This is a genomic window from Aestuariibacter salexigens DSM 15300 (assembly GCF_000429145.1).
In the GTDB taxonomy this organism is placed as follows: domain Bacteria; phylum Pseudomonadota; class Gammaproteobacteria; order Enterobacterales; family Alteromonadaceae; genus Aestuariibacter; species Aestuariibacter salexigens.
The window spans coordinates 11,861-32,273 of record NZ_KE386852.1; the positions used below are offsets into that span (position 1 = coordinate 11,861).

Genomic DNA, 20,413 nt, shown 5'->3' on the forward strand with positions numbered 1-20,413 from the left:
CAATCTTCCTTGCACAGATTTATTTTACTTTTATTAAAATGCCTGCATACCGTAACCATAGGGGAACAGCGCCTTGTCATCGTATTGCGACAACGGCAGATCTCCAAATCTGGCAGGCCATGCCAGCGGCAGCTTTCCTTTAGGAGTAAAGCCATTAACGGAAAATAACAGGTCAGCAACGCCTGCACCTTCCGATCCCGGCAACCAGGCGGCAATAAAGGCGTCACTTATCTCAAGTTCGTCATTCACAATTAAGGGTCTGCCAGAGATCAACACGGTAATGACCTGCTTACCCATCTCTGCGCACTGCCTGATCATATTTTTATGCGTCTCACTGAGCCACAGCTCATCGCTATCGCCTAACCCTTCTGCATAGGGCAGTTCACCGACCACCGCGACAACCTTGTCAGCCTGCATATCGGCTGAACACCCGTCTACGTTAAACTCGACATTACCCGCAAATTCGTTAATCCCGTCAAGTATGGTACTGGCGCCAGCATAGCTTTCTTTTTGTCCCTGCCAGTGAATAGACCAGCCGCCACTCTGCAGGCCGCTGTTATTGGCATGTTCACCGACCACGGCGATGGACTCGGAGCGGTCCAGCGGCAAGGCACTATTGTCATTTTTCAGCAGCACTAAGGATTCTCTGACCGCCTGACGAGCCACTTTGCGATGCTCTGGGGCACCAATTTGCTCGGCAAATTCTCGCTTAGCGAAAGGGTCGGCGAACAGGCCGAGATCATATTTCATGGTCAGAATGCGTCTTACCGCATCGTCAATTCGCTGCATCGATACCGTGTTGTCTAGTACCGAGGCTTTCAGTTTGGTCAGGAACTCATCGTGATTGCCTGGCTGCATGGCGATATCCACACCGGCGTTGATTACGGTATGTGGCTCACCGAAACGTATGCCGCCATTCCAATCCGTTAGCACAACGCCTTCGAATCCCAGCTCATCTTTCAGGACGTCTTGCACCAGATAACGGTGTTGATGCATAGGAATGCCATTCACCGAATTGAAGCCCACCATAATGGAGGCAACGCCCTGTTCAACCGCTGCCTGATAGGTTGGCAAATGGCGTTGACGAATGTCGGCTTCGCTCAACACAGCATCGCCACCCTCGACGCCGCCAGTCGTTGCCCCATCACCGAGATAATGTTTGGCTGTGCCAGCGATTGTGTGCCTGTGCCACAAGTGCTCGCCCTGATAACCTCTGATTGAGGCAATGGTGGCCTGAATAGTTAGGTCGCGATCTTCAGTGAATCCTTCATATACCCGCCCCCAGTGTTCGTGTTCAGGCATGGCAATACAGGGGGAAAACGTCCAGCTAAAACCCGTGCCCGCCGCCTCTATAGCGGTTATTTCTGCGGCCCGCTGGATCAATTCAGGGTTACGAGTTGCGCCCATACCAATATTATGTGGAAAAATCACCGCACCTTCGAAAGTGTTTTGTCCATGCACTGCATCGACGCCGGTAAGCAGTGGAATACCCAGTCGAGTGTTCATCGCTTCTCGTTGGAATTCATCAAACTTATCCATCCAGTCTGAAGCAGTTGGTCCCGGCACAGGCCCCTCGGTGTGAATAATCGAACCAATGAAACGTTCACGAATGATCTCGGGAGTGACATTGTTATGCCAAATTGACATGGTCATCTGGCCCAGCTTTTCATCTAGTGTCATCGCTGCAAGCAGTGCTTCAATGCGCTGCTGCTTGGTATCAAACTGGCACAAATCAAACTGCTCAGTTCCCCATTGGCACATGACTTTATCACTTTGGGATTGATAAAAGGTCGCGCAACCAGAGAGGAACGTCAGTAGTGACAAAAATATTATATGTGACTTACGGACTATCATTAAATCTCACCACGTCGGGCAATCAGTGCTTCTTTAATCTCATGAGCACGGTCTTCGCTTATGTCGTAGCTCCACATCACACCAATTGCCGCTAGGGCCGTGCCTGCTGGAATTAATATGTCAGCCAAACGCAGACGCGTCATAGTTTCTACGGTTTGTGTCGCAGCCCCTTCATCAAACCCGACCAATTTCAATACTAGACCGCCCAAGACCAGGGCCAGCGCCTGTCCCAATTTCACCATCAGCCAATAAATTGCGCCAAACGTACCTTCTTTGCGAGGCATGCCGTTTTTGAGCTCATCCAGATCACAGACGTCGGCGGTCATGCTCATCATCAGCGTGAACAGGCCACCAATGCCAAAGGACATCAGTGGGATAGGCATAAAGATGAGCCAGGGGTTATCAGGATTGAACCCCCACCATTTCAGGGTATAACCAACCACTGAAATGAGTGTGGCAATGATAAAAGCATTGCGCTTGCCCCACTTGTTCGCCATCCAACTGACAATCGGGATAACCATGAAAGCGGTGACCATCGCACTGATGGTAGAAAACCAGGCAGGCCAAGAACCGGTTGCTCCATAGTCGCCGTTAAACATGTGAAAAACGATAATAAAATAGCTAAATGATGCGACCAACTGGAACCCGTTGAATACCAGGAATGTGGCTCCACACAGTTTCACAAACGCCGCGTTCTTAAACGCCTGACCGATGGCGCGAAGCACGCCCATCAGGTTCTTCGCCATGGTTCTAAACGAGATTTCTGCGGTATTTTCAATTTTTCCGCTGTCAATGCCCTTGCAGAAAAGGCCAGGCACGATACCCAGCACAATACAGAATCCGGCGACCCAAAGCGCCATTTGCCGTACGCCTTCGGCCTGATTTTCGAACAGGTCAGGGTCTGCCACTAGCACCCAGAACCACGGTACAATCATCCATGCGATTTGCCCCATGAACTGGGAGAACGCCATCAATCGGGTTCGCTCGTTGTAATCCGCGGTCATCTCATAACCCAGACCAACAAACGGCGTAGCAAACATGGTGTTACCGATAGTGAAGGCCAGTGAGAACAGGAGGAAATACCAGAACGTATATTGCTGAGAATTTTCTGGATTAAGCTGCCATAGCAGCGCAAAGCACACGCCACTTAATATTGCGCCAATAACGATGTAAGGACGTCGCCGCCCCCAGCGTGACCGCGTGTTATCGGTGATGAACCCCATTATAGGATCGGTCAGGGCATCGAACAGCCTCGGTAAGCCGCCCAGCAATCCAGCTAGCAGGGGGTCAACGCCAAAGGCAGTGATCAGAAAGAACGCAAAAATACCCAGCGCCGCAGGCAACAAATTCAGCACCAGGGTGCCTGTGCCGTATGAGGCTTTTTGTATCAGCGGAACACGATCTTTTGCTGGGGTCTGGTAATGCGACATACTGTTAACAACTGTCCGTAGATGTAAATTACAGGTTAATGTAAGTCATTTACCAAACGAAGTGGCATGAATAGAGATGACACGAACTTATAGCGCGATAACATGGACTTACCCCAACCTTCGATTCACTTTACGATCGACTATTTGTCCTGCGTACCTTGCTTGATAAGGTGTTCAGCGACCGCCTGATAGGCTGGCAGTGAAGTAGGATCATTGGCCGCATTACCTGCACTGGGATGAGAAGCAAGGCGCACGATGACCATATCAGCAAACTGGTCTATATAGATGGTTTGTCCATGCACACCTCTTGCGGCATACGCGCCATGTTTATTATGAAACACCCACCACATGCTTTTATAACTGGCATTTGGCAGCGATGTGTATCCTGATTTAGCGAATGCGCTCTTATCCCCCCCCTGCTGAATGCTCTGTATTGCCTGTGCGGGGATTAGCTGTACGCCGTCGATGCGGCCTTGTTGCAGCATGAGTTGTCCAATGCGGGCCAGGTCGCGAAGTGTGGCGCTTATCCCGCCTCCGGCAAAGGCAGTGCCCAGACCATCCACGGTAACCAGACCATCATGTTCTGTACCCACGCGTTGCCAGAGATACCGACTAACAAGTTGTTGATACGAAAGGCCCGTTACACGCGACAATATCCAGCCGAGTACATCTGAGTTAACGGTTTTATAACCAAAAATTTGGCCGTGCTGGTCTTTCTTCCTGACCGTTTGCAGGTACTCGTAGTAGCCAATGGGGCCTTGGTAATCTGCGGGCTTTGGCAGTGGATTGGCAGCATAGCTATATTTCCAGATATCTGCTTGAGGGTCAGCATAGTTTTCGCTGTAATCCAGTGAGGTAGTCATATCCATGACCTGTCTGACTGTTGCATCGGCAAACGCAGAGCCCGCTAATTCAGGGACGACTTCCGACACGTTCTGCTGTTCATCCAGATACTTTTCAGCAATCAAGATTTCCGCCAGTAAACCGGTTATCGACTTGGTCATCGACATGGCCGCATGTAGGGTATGAGGTGTCAGGCAACCGCTGTAATACTCATAAACGATATGGCCGTTGTGAAGTATCAGTAGGCCATCTGTGTAATTGACCGACAGGCTTTGCTTCCAGGTCATGCTGGTTTGCGAATCAAGGGGCATGAATGCGACATCATCAATACTACTAAGAAGTTTGTATGGCAGTGGGCGATATGCATATGGGTCTCGCTTGATTGTCGCGGTTGGCAATAGCTCCTGCATATGACAGACCGACCAGCGCAATTTTGGAAAGCTAAAGAAGTTGCTATCAGGCTGCGTGATGCGTTTATCCTTCGCCGGTGGAAAGCCCTGCATCCACCCTATTACAGTTGCATCAGACGCGTTGCCATCCAATACTTCAGTTGACTGTTTGTCTGCGCAGGCTGCCGTGGCCGTCACGGCAAACAGCAGAAAAACCGCGTTAGCCAGAACATTGCCTTTTTGTTTTTTAAACATGCTCCATGCTTCCTTTTGATGAGATTCCGCAACACCAGAAAAACCTACATGGTGTGGTTAGTAATAACATTATGCTATTCTCTATTAAGTTAGCAGTTCTGTGAAAGTTCGCGTGATTTATAACGCTATATTAACCGCGCCAGGTCGCGCATCATTCGTGGTCCGATTGATTATTATCGGGCTTAGCTTAATGTTTAGCGCACAGGCTTTATCAAATTCGCCTTCCGTCTCACCCATTATCGTCTCGCAAGACATTAGCGGCGAAAGGTTAGACCAACATTTCACTCTGCTACACGATCCAACAGGTCAGCAAGTACTTACAGACATTCAACAGTTATGGCAACAAGGAAAGTTTACCCAGCCCTCAAATACAGGCTCCACGGGGCTTCAACTAGGCGCGTACTGGATAGCATTCAGCCTGCAAAACCCAGCACCATCTGAGCAGCGAATTATCGTTGAGTATGTCGATCATCAGTTGATCACATTACAGGCCTATAGTCGCCGAGATGCTGCCGTTGAATATCAACAAATTGCAGATGTGAGCCTCGATCGTCCTTTCTCTGAACGTGTCATTGCTCATCACCGCTTTGCGTTCACAGCTGAATTAGCTGCTGGCGAGACACAGCATTTTTTCGTCAAATTAGGCTCTAAGGGTAAAGGGTTTGTATTTCCTAATTTACGATTGTGGTCTGACTCGGCATTTGCCAACTTTACCGACCTGGAAACCGGCGGCATGGCATTTTTATTTGGCGGATTCTTTATCGTCGCGTTACTGGCGTTGGTTGCCGGCGTCTCTTCCCACGAAAAGTTCTTCTTTGCCTATGCCATTTACTGTTTGTCTAAAATCATCGCCTGGTCAACTATTTTCGGTCTGACCCACCGTTTTATCCTGACCGATAACTTCCATTGGAGTTATATGTCTGTCAGCGGTGGCCTGTCGATTTTTTGCGGATTAGTGTTTTCCCGTATGTTTCTGCAAACCAAGCAGTTCACGCCTAAATTAGATCGCGTGCTTGTGCTGATGCAGCTTAATGCGGTGGTATTGATTATTGGGGCGCTATTGCACATTAAAGCTCTGGCACTGATTAGCATTACTTTAGCTCTGTTACTGTATCCGGTTAATTTCTTCGCGGGTGTGCTGCGTCTGCGCCAGGGCTCAAAAGAAGCGGGAGTGTTCGCCCTGGCATGGGGATTCATCATGCTGGGGTTAGGCGTACAGGCATTCAGAGATCTGGGCTTTGTGCCGCACAATCTGTTCAACTACTACTGGCCATTTTTTGCGTCCTACACGGAAGTCATGGTGATCATGGCGGCAATGGGCTTGAAAGTGCGCCGCATTCGGCTGCAGAAAGATATAGCCGAAAATAAATATACCGAACAGTTGGAAAGGTCCACAGCTGAGCTCGAGCGTCAGGTCGCTGAACGTACACGCCAGTTAGAAAAGGCTAAGCGGGCAGCTGAAATAGAAGCGAATACCGATGCGTTAACCGGCACCCGCAACCGTCGCAGTTTTATGAGCGATAGCGATGCCTTGCTGCAGCGGGCCCGTCTTACCGATATTACGTTCAGCCTGTTGATGTTCGATATTGATAACTTCAAGGATATTAATGATAAATTTGGTCACCAGACCGGAGATATTGCGTTAAAAGCGTTTGCGGAGCTGGTCAATCATCATATCCGTGACAGCGATATTTTTGGCCGTCTTGGTGGGGAAGAGTTTTCTTTGCTTGTGTGTGGTGACAAAGAAAATGCAGTGAGGTTAGCAGAGCGGCTGCGCAGTGAAGTAAGTGAGTTGACTATCGACACCGATAACGGTCCGTTAACGTTCACCACCAGCATAGGAATTGCCCACCAGACTGATAAACAGCTTCTCGAAGACCTGATCAATCAGGCAGATAAGGCCTTGTACCAAGCCAAGCAGGCAGGTCGTAATAAAGTGATTGAAGGGTGAATGCCCCGGCCACCTAAGGCAGCCGAGGCGAATGTAACATTAGATCTCTTTCAACAGCTCTTCAACTGCACGTTTCAGCTGCGGATCCACACCTTTGGCTTTGTATGCCGGCGGGTTAAACACCTCTATATCGGGCATCGCTGGCACCCGTTCCATATTGTCACCTGTTGCTTTTACCCACCAGCCACGGAAGGGCATGCGGACGATTGAACCGTCTACCAGGCGATGTGCACCGGTGCTAATAACGGCACCGAAGGTAGGACGTCCCACCAATTTTCCAAGCCCCAGTGCTTTATAGGCATGAGAGAAGATTTCAGCATTTGAGTAGCTGTTTTCATTACTCATCGCGATAGATGGCTTGGTCCAGGACGCTAGCGGCAGACGCTCTGAGAATGGATAGGTGTTCTTGAAGCTGCTATGGTCACCGTTAATGTTGTCAATCGCACCGCGAGGTATGGTGTACGCGTGCTGCTTAACGTTGAGTACAGCCATCAGGTAATCGGTTGTCCAGCCGCCACCGTTATATCTGACGTCAATGACAATACCGTCTTTATTGTAACCTGCCGCCATTAGCTCGCGTTCAAAGCGTTCAAAACTGCTCCAGTTCATGCCTCGGATATGAAGGTACCCTAGTTTTCCACCAGAGTATTCCTCGGTCAGGCGACGGCGCTCATCTACCCAGGCGTCATACAGCTCATTGCTGATTGACGCGGTCGGCCAGATGACCAGTTCCTGTTCGTTACCTTCACGCTCCAGATTTAGCAGCACCGGCGTTTCAGCACTATCCACCAGCAGCGAATAGAAGTTTGTGTCCGCCACAGGCTGTTGATTGACGGTCGTGATCACGTCACCCACTTGCAAGCGACTGTCTTCCCTGTCTGCCGGGCTGTCAGCCAGTACTGACTGCACTTTAAAGCCGCGCTCGGTGTGCAGACCTTCGATCCCCAGTAAGCCTGTGCGCTGCTTCTGCGTCTCTTTCTGATTCTCGCCACGGTACATGCCCATGTGGCTGGCATTAAGCTGACCCAGCATCAAATTGAAAATGGTCTGAAAATCTTCTTTGGTAGAGGCTTTCATCGCCAGTGGTTTGTAAGCATCTTTCAATGCCTGCCAGTCCTGACCATGAAAATCCGGATCGTAGAATCCGGCATTCAGCGCGCGCCAGCCCTCTTCAAATAATTGCTCAAGTTCAGCCGCATAGTCGACTTTCAGCTTTGATGTCACTGACAGTGCAGTGCGCTTGTCATCTTTGGTGGCAATCTGATTCAGCTTTCCACCTTTACTCAGTGCATAGAGATGTTTACCTGACGCTGTCAGGACAAGCCGTTCGACTTCAGCGTCTTTATCGATGACGGTTTTATTGTCTTCGCCATTCCATTTAATTTTGTAGAGGTTGCGCTCAGCCTTGAAATTCTGACGCCATGAACCGCCTACGGTGTAATAAATGTGCTCACCGTCTTTTGTGAAGGCCATTTCAGCTTCATTGGTGGCAAACGACGTCACCTGCGCAAGACGTTCATAGATGCCATCAAAATCTATTTCGATGGGCGCGACACCCGAGTCTTTTTGGTCATCGTCCTTGTCCTTATCTTTGCCGTTTTCTTTATCGTCTTTTTTGCCCATAAACTCATGCTGACGCCACTGCTCTTTGGACCGTTGCCAGTCTTCTTTTTTCAGCCACACAAACCACACATCCGCATCACTGTTATTCCGCGACGAGATGAAGCCGAGTTTGCTACCGTCAGGACTCCATACCGGGTTAGCATCACGCTTAGGATGCATGCTGACATTTACAGGCTCCGATGAATTGTCAGCCGCGTGAATGAACACCTCTTCATTGAAATTTAAATCAGACAGTGAATACGCCAACCACTGGCTATCTGGAGACCACGATACGCCAGATGGGGTATCCCAACCGTCGAGTAACGTCGTCATATCAGTCAACTGTCCCGCATCATCTATGCTGGCCGTCACTAATTTTCCGCGTCCCTGTCTGAATGCCACTTTACCGCCATCGGGTGACACCACAGGCTCAAATTCCTCTGACTCAGTGTCTGTTACACGCGTCACGCTGTGCTTCAATGAGACGAAGATATTTTTTTCATCAGGGTCGGAGGAGGACAGCAGATACACATCATTCTGCCCGGCGCGGTCCGACACGAACAACAAACTGTTATCATTCAGCCAGGTTACATCACGATCTCGGTCCGCCCCTTGGGTCAGCCGCACACTGCGTTTGTCCTCTTTATCATTACGGGTGACATAGATATCGCCACGATGCACGTACGCGGTAAGTTTGCCATCAGGTGACACCGCGTATTCATCAAGCTTATCGCTGACCGTTTTTGCGACGACGGGATCGAATCTGAAGTCGGTCTTCACATCCACATTGAGAAGCTGCTTATCAGTGCTGCCAGAACCCATCTTGTAGACATTGTCACCAGTCTGATAGACCAGCTGTTGACCATCGGCAGACACGCTGAAATGGTTGACCCCAAACGCCGTTTCAAAGGTGAGCTGCTCAAACCCTCCAACGAGTGTAGCCTTATGGACGTTATATTTACCTGACCGAGACGACAGAAAATAAAGGCTTTCGTTATCAATCCAGCGCGGCAAGAAATCATTGCCTTCAAACTCGGTTAGCTGTGTATACGAGCCGTCATTAGTATCAAAGATCCAGATGTTACGATTGGCCGGACCACGGTAGGCCTCGCGGGCAATGCGGTTGGTGCCTCTGACGAAAGCCACTTTACTGCCATCAGGCGACACCGCGGCATCAAACCCAAGCGCATCCATAAAACGGGACTCAGTGCGCTTTCCATCTGAGTGGACAGATAGCACTTCCCATTCCCTTTCTACCTGTGCATAGGTACGTCGGCTGTTAAACAATACCTGCCCATCAGGCGTGATACTGGTCACCGCATCGTTCGCTGAGTGGTAGGTTAAGCGGGTGGGCATGCCGCCGTCAGCGGCCATAATATACACATCATCGTTGCCAAAACGGTCACTGTTAAAAGCAATATGGTTGCCATCTGCCGACCACGCAGGGTTAGCGTCGTAACCTTCATGGATGGTCAAACGGTTTGCTCTGCCACCACTGCTGCTGACAGTCCAGATGTCACCCTGGTACGTAAAGGCGACTTTGTCACCATCCGGACTTATTTCAGGCTGCAAAATCAATGGCTGAGCCACTGCTTGCATAGATGCAAAAGCCAACAAGCTTGCTCTCAAAAACTTCATGATCGTCCTTATTATTTTTATCAGGAAATTACTTCAAACACATCATTACGTTAGTGGCGCTATTTGGTTTAGTGGTCCGACAACGCGGGAGTGAGTGCAGATTATCGTCGGCGCGGTGCTCGCGGCGTAAAGACCGCTTCAATATCCTGCACTTCGCTGGCGAGATGCTGGCAGCCGAGCCTATACCCTGCCCGTAAATCCTGTGCTGATATACGCTCACGATCGGCAGACGTAATGCTCAGTTGCTGTGATGTATTAAATCTGCACTTTCCACAGGTTCCTCCGCCACCACAAATAGAGGGCAGATACAATTGTGCACAGGCAAGACCATCTAATAGGGTATCGTTGGCAGATACCTGCACCTGAATGCGCTCACCATGTTGAAGATTAACGGCGATGGTTCGTGGACGGCTTCCTACATTAATGCTTAACAAACCGCTGCGATATTGTTGTACAAGCCAAATGACTCCGGTACTGGCAAGCATTAGGGTAGCAATGGCAACGCTGATAATCAGCCAGTGATTAAAACCGCCGCTGTTACCATAGTCCATAAAATGTAGCTTCAGCATCAGCTCTTTGAGCCGCACGTCATCGGTAACATGTTTAAGAACCTGTCCGGTTACACCATCGAGATAAATGCTGGTGTTGAATTCGTCTTTGACGATTACCCGCCACATCGGATTTTGCTGTTGTACATAATCATCAAATGGTGGTTCAAGCAATTCAGCTGCGCTGAATTCGCCGTCACCCGAATATGAGCGTCTGGCAATATTTAATGCCTGCATGCGGTTCAGAGAAAACGGTTCTCCGGTGTACGCATCGAACAGCTGCTCGCGTTTAGGCTGATAGCTATGCTCTCCTTGCTCATAGATAAACTGATAATACGGGCGCTCAAAAAGCCACAATAAGCCGACTCGCATTGGTGCTGCACTGGATATTGCCGACACTGGCAGCAGATCCTGCACGACGTCAGGTCGCTGATGTACAACCGATACGCGCTGGCCATTGCCGCTCGCTTTGCTGCTATCCATCAGATTGAAATATAAGCCAGTACCAAGCCAAATCAGCAGTTGCAGGCCGATTAGCAACGATAACCACTTATGCAGTGTTTTATTGATTCCAGACATTTGCATTACATGGCTCGCTCTTTTTTAGCATCTGTGAAGCGATGATAGGTCAGCGTCGCGCCAGACAGGGCTGCAACAGTGCCAAGCATGCCGATTATCAGTAAAAACCAATTTGAGACATTTTCACCATCGTCGTAATCCATAATGTGGAACCTCCACATCCAGTCAAACGCGCGCCAGAACGTGTGCCGCTTAGTGACGACCTCGCCGCTGTGCTGACTGATATAAAGCGTTGGACTCGCCATACCATCAAAGGTGATTCGCCATACCGGAATATGCCTTGGTGCCAATTCCGAGGGAATAGGGTCGCCTTCAGATATCAGCTGCACTGAATTCACAGTAGAGATGCCATTAAAATAACGCTGCGCCAGCTGCACGGCGGTCTGTTCATCAACTAACGGCAGACGCTCACCGCTTTGCGCATCTATAACAAGCTTTCCCTTATCTGCATCGACGAAGCGATAGACCGGCGTTCCCATGTACTCTCCAAGCCTTACCGCATTGGCATTAGGGTAATCAGACAGTAACGCATTAAATGAATAATCCACTTTGCTAAGGTCAGGGGCGGCAGCGCGTTTTTGGATAAGCGTTTCACCATGAATGAAGTGAATATCCATGGTCACCATATACAGCCCCGTCAATGACCAAATTAAAAACTGCAGGCCGATGAATGCCATCAGCCATTTGTGTGTCTTCCTGACCTTATTGATCATCGCGAGTTAACACCTTATTTAGAGCATTGATTTCATTTCGCTTAACCAGACTGTACAGCACGGGCAATACAATCAGGGTAAGCAGAACGGCGCTGGTCATTCCGCCCACCATGGGGGCAGCAATGCGACTCATCACCTCGGCGCCGGTGCCGGTTCCATACAAGATAGGTAATAGGCCGATGATAATGGTTGCGACCGTCATCATGACCGGACGAACGCGAAGCGCTGCGCCGTGCAAAAGCGCCTGTTGGTATGCACTTTGGGTTATCAGTTCGCCTTTTTCACGCGCCTGCTGCTTCAACTCTTGCAATGCCTGATTGAGATAGACCAGCATAATAACACCTATCTCCACGGCCACCCCTGCCAGCGCGATAAAGCCGACGCCGACGGCAACAGAGAAGTTAAAACCTTCAAAATACATCAGCCATAGACCACCAATCATGGCCATTGGCAAGGTCACAATGATCATGGCCACTTCGCTGAATGCTCGGAAGTTGAGGTAAAGCAAAATAACAATAATCGCAAAGGTCAGGGGCAACACATACGTCAGCTTTTGTTTCGCCCGCTCCATATATTCGTATTGTCCCGCCCAGGTTATTGAATATCCCACCGGCAGATCGAGGTTTTGAGCCAAATGTGTTTTTGCCTGCTCAACATAGCTACCAATATCCACGCCTTCAATATCAATAAAGGTCCAGCCGTTAATTCTGGCATTTTCACTTTTGATGCCTGGCGGGCCGTTTTCAATTCTGATGTTAGCCACATCGCCTAAAGCAATTCTTTGCCCTTGAGGCGTCACCACTGGCAGTCGGGCAAGCTGCTCCGGAGAATCACGATAATCCTGCGGATATCGCAGGTTGACCGGATAACGTTCTTGCCCTTCGACAGTTTGTGTCACGTTCATACCGCCCACCGCAGTCGATACCACCTGCTGTACGTCATCGATATTGAGACCAAAACGGCTGGCTTTATCACGTAGAATATCGACTTTAATATAGCGCCCCCCCGCCACGCGTTCGGAATAAACGGATGCGGTGCCTTCAACCTGTGGCAATAGTTGCTCTATTTGCTGGCCTATGTCCTGAATAATGTTCAAATCAGGCCCTGCGACCTTGATCCCGACTGGGGTCTTGATCCCAGTTGCCAACATATCGATACGGGTCTTAATCGGCATAACCCAGGCATTTGTCAGTCCCGGAAACTTCACCAGCTTATCAAACTCGGCTTTCAGGCTCTCGGTCGTCACGCCCTCACGCCACTGATCACGAGGTTTAAGCTGGATAAAGGTTTCAATCATGGTAAGTGGCGCAGGATCGGTTGCCGTTTCAGCACGACCGACTTTACCGAACACGTTCTGTACTTCCGGTACCGTACGGATCAACTTATCAGTTTGCTGCAACAACTCACGTGCTTTGCCGATGGAGATGCCCGGATAGGTGGTTGGCATATACATCAGGTCGCCTTCATCCAGAGGCGGGATAAACTCACTGCCTATCTTATCGACAGGCCAGAAGCCCGCCACTGTGATGAGTCCGGCAGCAACAAGGGTTGTTTTCGGAAACCTGAGTACCTGTTTTAGCACCGGCATATAAATCGCAATCAACATCCGGTTCAGCGGATTTTTCTTTTCTGACATCACCTTGCCGCGGATAAAGTAGCCCATCAAAACAGGCACGACAGTGATGGCCAATCCGGCGGCGGCTGCCATCGCATAGGTTTTGGTGTAAGCCAGAGGCGAGAACATGCGGCCTTCCTGTGCCTCTAGAATAAACACCGGCAAAAACGATACCGTAATAATCAATAAACTAAAGAACAGGGCTGGCCCCACTTCACTGGCCGCCTTGGTGACAATCTGCCAGCGATTCTCATCAGTTAACGGTGTTTTTTCCATGTGCTTGTGCATATTCTCGATCATCACGATGGCGCCATCTGTCATCGCCCCTATCGCAATGGCAATGCCACCCAACGACATGATGTTGGCGTTGATGCCTTGCAGATACATGATGATAAAAGACACCAGAATGCCGAGCGGAAGCGTCACTATGGCAACAATGGAAGATCGCAGATGAAATAGAAAAGCCACACACACCAACGCGACGATGGCGAGCTCTTCAAGCAACTTACTCCATAGATTATCTACAGCACGCTCGATAAGTCCGGACCTGTCATATACCGTCACCACCTCGACCCCATCAGGTAACGATGATTGCAGCGATGCCAGCTTTTCCTTCACTCCATCGATGGTCTGCTGGGCGTTTTCTCCAAAACGCATGACGACCACGCCGCCAACCACTTCCCCTTCGCCGTTTAATTCAGCGATGCCACGACGCATTTGTGGACCAATAGTGACTGTCGCCACATCGCCGATGCGAAGTGGCGTGCCCTGGGCATTGATACCCAGTGGGATCTGTTCGATATCACCGACCGACTGAATATACCCCGTGGCGGTTACCATATATTCCGCCTCGGCCATTTCAATCACCGATGCGCCGGTTTCTTTATTGCCTTTCTGTAAAGCAACCTGGATAAGACTGAGCGGTATGTCGTAGGCTCTGAGCTTATCCGGGTCGACCTGCACCTGATATTGTTTGACCATGCCGCCCACCGAGGCAACCTCGGACACGCCTGGCACCGTCTGTAATTCATATTTCAGGAACCAGTCCTGCAAACTGCGCAACTGGCTCAGGTCGTGTTGCCCGGTTTTGTCGGTTAGCGCATAAATGTATACCCAGCCCACACCCGTTGCATCCGGTCCTAGCTGTGGTTTTGCTGAATCAGGAAGGCTTGAAGCGACCTGACTAAGATATTCCAGCACCCGGCTTCTGGCCCAGTAAATATCGGTATCATCGTCAAAGATGATGTACACGTACGAGTCACCGAAAAATGAAAATCCACGCACCGTTTTCGCGCCGGGCACGGATAACATCGCCGTTGTTAGCGGAAACGTGACCTGATCCTGTACCACCTGCGGTGCCTGCCCCGGATAACTGGTTTTAATGATCACCTGCACATCAGACAGGTCAGGGATCGCATCTACCGGCGTATTTTTTAACGAATACAGTCCGGCAAACGCTACGATCAGGGTGGAAAGCAGAACAAAAAAACGATTCCCTACCGACCACTTAATCACAGAAGCAATCATCTCAGCGTCCCCTTATCAGTGATGTGCATCGTCGTTACTGCCTTGCTGCATAGCAGACTTAAGTGATATCTCTGTCACAATAAAATCATCTCTGATTTCAAACGTAAATATCACCTCATCTCCGGGCGAGAATCGGGTCATATCAATCGCTTCGCTGACCCCGAAGTCCATTGTAGTGGCAGGGCGATCCCATTTTTCAATCGGTCCACGACTGATATTGAACAGGCGACTGTCGATATCGATAACATTAATCACGCCGTCGACAGTGGCAGAGGCGACTTCGGGCTCAGACATAATATGAATGCCGGTAATCGCATATCCGCCGTTACCGTCTTTAGTCACTTCGAAGTGCAAGGTCTGGCCTGCCTGAAGTGCGTCAATGTCAACGCTTTGTGCTACGTCAAAATCCATTGTCATGTCAGGCCAGCCCCATGCCTCAACGGGCGCATGGGTAATGTTCACCATACGATGTCCAGCCATGACGCTGTTCACTTCACCTTCCATCCATACTGCGATAGGTTCATCATCAGGCGACATACGCTTGAAGTCGGAAGTCTTGCTGGACTCCGAATCGATCAGGAACTGTGCAGAGGTGACCACGACATCTCCTTCATCCAGTCCTTCGAGGATTTCGATATAATCCTGTGCAACGCGCCCGATGGTCACTTGCAGGGATTTAAACTGCCCCTCGCCCAGGGCCAACACCACGCGGTCCTGCTTTCCGGTTCTGATCACTGCTTCTTTAGGCACCAGTATGCTGCTGTCAGTCAGATCAGCATGAATGGCAACTTGTGCGAACATATTAGGCTTTAACAGATGATTGGGATTATCAAATTTCAGACGTACACGTAATGTTCGGGTCTTATCATTGAGCGTAGGGTAAACGTAATCTACAACGCCCTGCCAACGTTCACCGGGCAGATAGTCCAGTGTCATTGAAACTGGCAGTCCGGGCTTGACCAGAGCTGCATCTCGCTCAAACACTTCAGCTTCCACCCACACCTGATCAAGGATACCAATACTAAACAGCGTATTGCCGGGTTTTACATAAAAACCCTCGCGAATTTGTAGCCCGTCAACCACGCCATCCTGCGGTGAATAGAATGTCACTGTCTGCTTTACTTTGCCGGTTTCGATAAGGTCGTTGATAAAGCCCGTGGACAGCTGCAACGCCTGCAGACGATCCTTTGCCGCGGCAATCAGCGATGTATTATTCCGCTTTACAGCAATAAGCAATTCTTCTTGTGCGTTAACCAGCTGCGGTGAATATAGAGTGTAAAGCGGCTGGCCCTGCTCAACCGGATCGCCGGCAGCTTTGACATAGAGCTTTTCTATCCAGCCATCTACGCGCGGATGAATATGGATCAACTGATCTTCGTCATACTGCACATAGCCTACTGTCGAGATGTGTGATTGCAGACTTTTCACTTCTACCGGAGCGGTGCGAACACCCAGATTGTTAACTACATGAGGCGCGATATTGACCGCACCTGGACCGGCATCATCAGCTGCTGTGTCCTCTTCATAAACTGGGATTAAATCCATTCCCATCGGCGATTTACCCGGCTTGTCTCGCCGATAGTTTGAATCCATGGGCGCAACCCAGTATAGCGGCTGCTTTTCATTGCTTGCCGACGTATCATTGTTTGCACCGGACGGAGTATCTGTCAGCAAACTCATGGCTACCGCACCAATCGCAGCGCCAATGACGAGGGTTATAAGAGGGGTTTTATTCAATGACATTAGTTAACTCCCGTTGTGTCGGCGCCGGCGAAAAAATAATTGAGTCGAACAACAGTCTTGAGCAGCTGCACATCAATTTGTAATGCCGCAATCTGGGCATTAAGCTCTGCGATTCTGGCTCTGACCACTTCAGCAAAATCTCCATCGTCATTGGTGTATGCGGTAAGCGACGCCTCGGCCTGCTCATGGATTTGGGTAAGCAACTGCTGTTGGTAAATAGCCTGTCGTTGTTGCAGACGCATAAGCTGACGCGATTCTTTCTCCACTTCACTGAGCATGCGTTTAATGAGCAGCAACTTATCTGTCTTTACTGCTTCAGATTCTGCAATGGATGCGCTCAGTTCGTTATCCTGCCTGCGATCGGTAAACAGCGGTAAATCAACACTCACGCCGAGCGAGAAAAAGTCAGCACGGCTTTGTCCGGAAGGCGTATCGCCGCGTAGTCCATAGCTGGCGCTTACCCCCCATTGCGGTTCATATTGCTGCTCTGCCAGTTCGATAGACTTTTTCGCGGCCTGATACTCAATATCCACTGCCAGCACTGCCGGATGCTGGCTAAGCTTTTCAGCCAGCGCATTTGTAGAAATGGCTGACTGGCTTACTAACTGCGGATAGGTTAATGCGAGCTCTGGCAATTCAGCACTGACGGTAAATCCTGTCGACGGCTCATTGAAGTCAATAACAGTTTGCTGAGAAGCATCATAACGGTGTAACCACTCACTCAAGCGAGCAGTGGCACTCTCAAACTTCTGCTGCTCCGCGGCTAATCGGTCCTCCAACTGCACTATTTCAAGCTGTGCGCGTATCACGTCCTGTTGTCTTGTTTTACCTACCGCATTTGCATAGCTTGCCTTGGCGACTTCGGCCATCTGCTCGAATAGCTGCCAGTCTTTTTCAATCAAACCTATAGTCGCCTGCGCCAGATAGGCGTCGAGCCACAGTTCTGATACCACTGTTTCTATTTTGGCAAGGCGGTCCTGACGTAGTAGCGGGAACTGCGTTGACTTAATTTTTAACTGACTGGATTTAATTGCCAGACTGTCTCCACGCGGGAACATCTGCGACAGGCCAACTGACAACTGTGTCATGGGTTCCTGATTTACATCCCAGCCGTCAACGGGCAAATTCATTAAGCCTACGGATAGCCGCGGATCGGGCATCACCGATGACGCCTCACTTCTGCTTTCTACCGCTTGTTGCTTAAGACGATTTCCATGCAACCAGGGATCGTTTTGCTGCGCAGCGTTAATGGCTTGCTGTAATGATAATCCTGCATCGGCGTATGCCAATGAGTGAGCTAAACACAGCAATAATGTAGTCAGTGTTAGGGTTAGTTTTTTCATATTAATTCTCCAGATTACTCTGGACTCGCACGGCACGTATTACTGCACCAGATGATTAATTGATATTGCCTATTGCGCATCATGCTGTGTCTTTTGCCAGACAGCAGACGCACTGATCCTGTGTCAGGCAAAAATGGGTGGGCGAAAGCGTGTTACTTTTGTAGAAGTTGGCACACCCGAAAGGGTGCCGGGCATAATACTATGCGGGATAAGCAGTTGTGTAGATAGTGTATCCGAGACCAACGTCGTCATGGACACGCAGGCGCCTGATGGGCAGTCACAATCATCACCGCAACATGACTGATGAGACATCGAGTGATCACTGTCAGCGTCATCGTGTTGCATATCACCATGATGCATCATCATTGAATGATCCATCTGTTGTGACTGATGAGCCGCTTCTGACGCCATTTCACACGCCAATGCACCACCTGCCGTAGCCTGCCCAACCAGGGCGACCAGTGCAGTAATAACAATTAAAAGGCGTTTGAAATTCATCAGTTAACAAAAAAATTAAGTGCGTAGCGAGAGTAGGATAAATTGCCTCAAAAGTAAATTGTAAAACGCTCCTCTCACAGGCACTCGTCATATTCAGGTGAGGCTGGGTAACCACAGCGCCAGTTGTGGAAATACCAACACCAGCACAAGTACCAGCAACAGCGCAACGATTGGCATCATGGCGCCCTTCATCACGTTGCCCAGCGGCATATTACCTATATGGGATACCACATACAGCACTCCGCCCATTGGCGGTGTGATAAGCGCCAGATTGACATTAATCAGAAGCATTACCGCAATCCATATGTTATCCCATTCCATATAGGCAATAACTGGTACCAGTAATGGCACGACAAGATAGATCAGGGCCAGCACTTCCAGAAACATACCCAGCACAAACAACGCCAGATTAATAATCAGCAGCAGTACAATCGGTGGCATGTCGACAGCAACTATTGCGTTAAGTACCTCCTGTGGCATACGCCCATAAATCACGCCATGACCGAGGATCGCGCCGCCAATGATGATCATGGTGACCATCGCCGATGTCACCGTAGCCGCCATCAGTTGCTCCCATAGCGACTTGAGGGTAAGGCTTCGATAAACCAGAAAACCGATTAGCAAGCAATACACTACGGCAACTGCGGCCGCTTCAGGTGCCGTGAAAATGCCAAGATAAATACCGCCAAGAATGATCACCGGTGCCATCAGTCCCCAGAACGCTTCTTTGACGGCAACGCGTTTGCGCTGTTTGGGCTTTTCGCTTTTATCAATGCGTTCAGCACGACCGGTATACATCATAAACGCTGAATACAGGGTGATCAGTAACAGCCCGGGAATAATACCTGCCATAAACAACTTACTGATCGATTCATCCGTCAGGTAGCCATAAACAATCATCACAATACTGGGCGGGATCATGCTGCCCAGCGTTCCGCCTGCTGTGATAGCTGAGGCGATTTTAGCTTCGCCATATCCGGCTCTACGCAGCTCTGGTATGGCAACCAGCCCCATGGTGGAAGCTGATATAAAGCTGGAGCCGGTCATCGCTGAAAAAATGCCACTACTTCCAATGGTTGCTACGCCAAGCCCGCCTCGAAGCCGCCACAAAAACACTTCCGCCGCGTTGAACAGGCGCTTACCCATGCCGGTCGCTGAAATGAGCTGCGCGGCCAGAATAAACAGCGGTACGGCGACAAGCAGATCGGAATCAATCGATGAGTAAGCTTTTTCTACCGCGATGTCGGTTGCTTTGTCCGGTCCGACATAAGTACTGAGCAGTAAGATGGCCAGAAAGCCCAGGCCAAACGCCACCGGCAGGCCGCTGAGCAATACCAGCATAAACACCAGCATGCCCAAAAAGATCATCAATCCATCCATTACACGTTCTCCTGAGTCACGGTATCGATCGTCTGACTCAGAAACTGCAGGCACAGCATGGTACCGCTAATCGGTACCAAACTGGCCGGCAGCCACAATGGAGTTTGCAGCAGTCCGGTACTGGTATCACCCATCTGATGCACAAAAATCACCATATCGACACCTTTGACCACGAATACCATCGAATAAAAAAAGCCGACCAGATGAGTGGTAATCTGCAACCGACGGCGCTTATCCGCATCCAGCCGGTCTACAAAAAACGTAATGGCAAAGTGACTCTTCAGTTGCAGCGCATACGCCGCGGCGAGGAAGCCTACTGTCATCATCAGATATACGGAAAGTTCCTTAATCCAGCTGGTCGAATGGCCGGTCGTGTAACGAATTATCACTTCATAACTGATGGTCAATGCGAGGACCAGCAAGCAGATGGCGGCAATCACAGCCCCCGCTCGACAAATGGCATCAATGGCATACTGAAAGGCAAATCGATGAGTTTGCATACCTG

13 protein-coding genes are annotated in these 20,413 nt (G+C 49.9%); 1 reads left to right on the forward strand and 12 read right to left on the reverse strand.

The window, feature by feature from the left end; genetic code table 11:
• Nucleotides 1-33: 33 nt before the first annotated feature.
• From G441_RS0116460 to G441_RS0116470, 3 genes are all read right to left on the reverse strand, one after another.
• Nucleotides 34-1,761 (reverse strand): glycoside hydrolase family 3 protein, encoded by a 1,728-nt coding sequence (locus G441_RS0116460; protein WP_051275679.1) that lies wholly within the window; start codon nt 1,759-1,761, stop codon nt 34-36.
• Nucleotides 1,762-1,853: 92 nt separating this feature from the next.
• Nucleotides 1,854-3,284 carry an MFS transporter gene (locus G441_RS0116465; RefSeq protein WP_026377350.1) on the reverse strand — a complete coding sequence of 477 codons (1,431 nt, stop codon included), beginning with the start codon at nt 3,282-3,284 and terminating at the stop codon, nt 1,854-1,856.
• A 140-nt stretch (nt 3,285-3,424) separates the two neighbouring features.
• Nucleotides 3,425-4,771, reverse strand: a complete 1,347-nt coding sequence (locus tag G441_RS0116470) for a serine hydrolase domain-containing protein (RefSeq protein ID WP_051275680.1) — start codon at nt 4,769-4,771, stop codon at nt 3,425-3,427.
• Between the two features lie 100 nt (nt 4,772-4,871).
• Between G441_RS0116470 and G441_RS0116475 the strand changes: the two genes are divergently transcribed.
• Nucleotides 4,872-6,722, forward strand: a complete 1,851-nt coding sequence (locus G441_RS0116475; RefSeq protein WP_051275681.1) for a sensor domain-containing diguanylate cyclase — start codon at nt 4,872-4,874, stop codon at nt 6,720-6,722.
• Between the two features lie 39 nt (nt 6,723-6,761).
• On the opposite strand, the gene G441_RS0116480 is transcribed toward G441_RS0116475, so the two are convergent.
• The 9 genes from G441_RS0116480 to G441_RS0116520 all read right to left on the reverse strand — a co-directional run bounded on the left by G441_RS0116480 (nt 6,762) and on the right by G441_RS0116520 (nt 20,408).
• Nucleotides 6,762-9,962, reverse strand: a complete 3,201-nt coding sequence (locus G441_RS0116480) for a S41 family peptidase (RefSeq protein ID WP_026377353.1) — start codon at nt 9,960-9,962, stop codon at nt 6,762-6,764.
• Between the two features lie 101 nt (nt 9,963-10,063).
• A complete protein-coding gene (locus G441_RS18985; protein ID WP_051275682.1) occupies nt 10,064-11,095 on the reverse strand; it encodes a 2Fe-2S iron-sulfur cluster-binding protein in 1,032 nt (343 codons plus the stop codon).
• Complete coding sequence (locus G441_RS0116490; RefSeq protein WP_026377354.1) at nt 11,095-11,802, reverse strand: PepSY domain-containing protein; 708 nt, start codon at nt 11,800-11,802, stop codon at nt 11,095-11,097. The genes G441_RS18985 and G441_RS0116490 overlap by 1 nt, the downstream gene beginning before the upstream one ends.
• Nucleotides 11,792-14,944 (reverse strand): efflux RND transporter permease subunit, encoded by a 3,153-nt coding sequence (locus G441_RS0116495; RefSeq protein WP_026377355.1) that lies wholly within the window; start codon nt 14,942-14,944, stop codon nt 11,792-11,794. The genes G441_RS0116490 and G441_RS0116495 overlap by 11 nt, the downstream gene beginning before the upstream one ends.
• Nucleotides 14,945-14,959: 15 nt before the next feature.
• Complete coding sequence (locus G441_RS0116500) at nt 14,960-16,687, reverse strand: efflux RND transporter periplasmic adaptor subunit (protein ID WP_026377356.1); 1,728 nt, start codon at nt 16,685-16,687, stop codon at nt 14,960-14,962.
• A complete protein-coding gene (locus tag G441_RS0116505; protein WP_026377357.1) occupies nt 16,687-18,030 on the reverse strand; it encodes a TolC family protein in 1,344 nt (447 codons plus the stop codon). Before G441_RS0116505 ends, G441_RS0116500 begins: the two co-directional genes overlap by 1 nt.
• Nucleotides 18,031-18,153: 123 nt before the next feature.
• Nucleotides 18,154-18,528: a hypothetical protein gene (locus G441_RS18990; RefSeq protein ID WP_034475466.1), complete on the reverse strand. Its 375-nt coding sequence runs from the start codon at nt 18,526-18,528 to the stop codon at nt 18,154-18,156.
• A gap of 93 nt (nt 18,529-18,621) precedes the next feature.
• Entirely contained in the window at nt 18,622-19,908 is a 1,287-nt protein-coding gene (locus tag G441_RS0116515; protein WP_026377358.1) for a TRAP transporter large permease, read from the reverse strand.
• A complete protein-coding gene (locus G441_RS0116520; RefSeq protein WP_026377359.1) occupies nt 19,908-20,408 on the reverse strand; it encodes a TRAP transporter small permease in 501 nt (166 codons plus the stop codon). Before G441_RS0116520 ends, G441_RS0116515 begins: the two co-directional genes overlap by 1 nt.
• Between the last annotated feature and the right edge of the window lie 5 nt (nt 20,409-20,413).

Bases quoted from the DNA above. Each gene is read 5' to 3' on its own strand.
- G441_RS0116460 (WP_051275679.1), bottom strand. From the start codon at position 1,761: ATGTGCCAATGGGGAACTGAGCAGTTTGATTTGTGCCAGTTTGATACC.
- G441_RS0116465 (WP_026377350.1), bottom strand. From the start codon at position 3,284: ATGTCGCATTACCAGACCCCAGCAAAAGATCGTGTTCCGCTGATACAA.
- G441_RS0116470 (WP_051275680.1), bottom strand. From the start codon at position 4,771: ATGTTTAAAAAACAAAAAGGCAATGTTCTGGCTAACGCGGTTTTTCTG.
- G441_RS0116480 (WP_026377353.1), bottom strand. From the start codon at position 9,962: ATGAAGTTTTTGAGAGCAAGCTTGTTGGCTTTTGCATCTATGCAAGCA.
- G441_RS18985 (WP_051275682.1), bottom strand. From the start codon at position 11,095: ATGCAAATGTCTGGAATCAATAAAACACTGCATAAGTGGTTATCGTTG.
- G441_RS0116490 (WP_026377354.1), bottom strand. From the start codon at position 11,802: ATGATCAATAAGGTCAGGAAGACACACAAATGGCTGATGGCATTCATC.
- G441_RS0116495 (WP_026377355.1), bottom strand. From the start codon at position 14,944: ATGATTGCTTCTGTGATTAAGTGGTCGGTAGGGAATCGTTTTTTTGTT.
- G441_RS0116500 (WP_026377356.1), bottom strand. From the start codon at position 16,687: ATGTCATTGAATAAAACCCCTCTTATAACCCTCGTCATTGGCGCTGCG.
- G441_RS0116505 (WP_026377357.1), bottom strand. From the start codon at position 18,030: ATGAAAAAACTAACCCTAACACTGACTACATTATTGCTGTGTTTAGCT.
- G441_RS18990 (WP_034475466.1), bottom strand. From the start codon at position 18,528: ATGAATTTCAAACGCCTTTTAATTGTTATTACTGCACTGGTCGCCCTG.
- G441_RS0116515 (WP_026377358.1), bottom strand. From the start codon at position 19,908: ATGGATGGATTGATGATCTTTTTGGGCATGCTGGTGTTTATGCTGGTA.
- G441_RS0116520 (WP_026377359.1), bottom strand. From the start codon at position 20,408: ATGCAAACTCATCGATTTGCCTTTCAGTATGCCATTGATGCCATTTGT.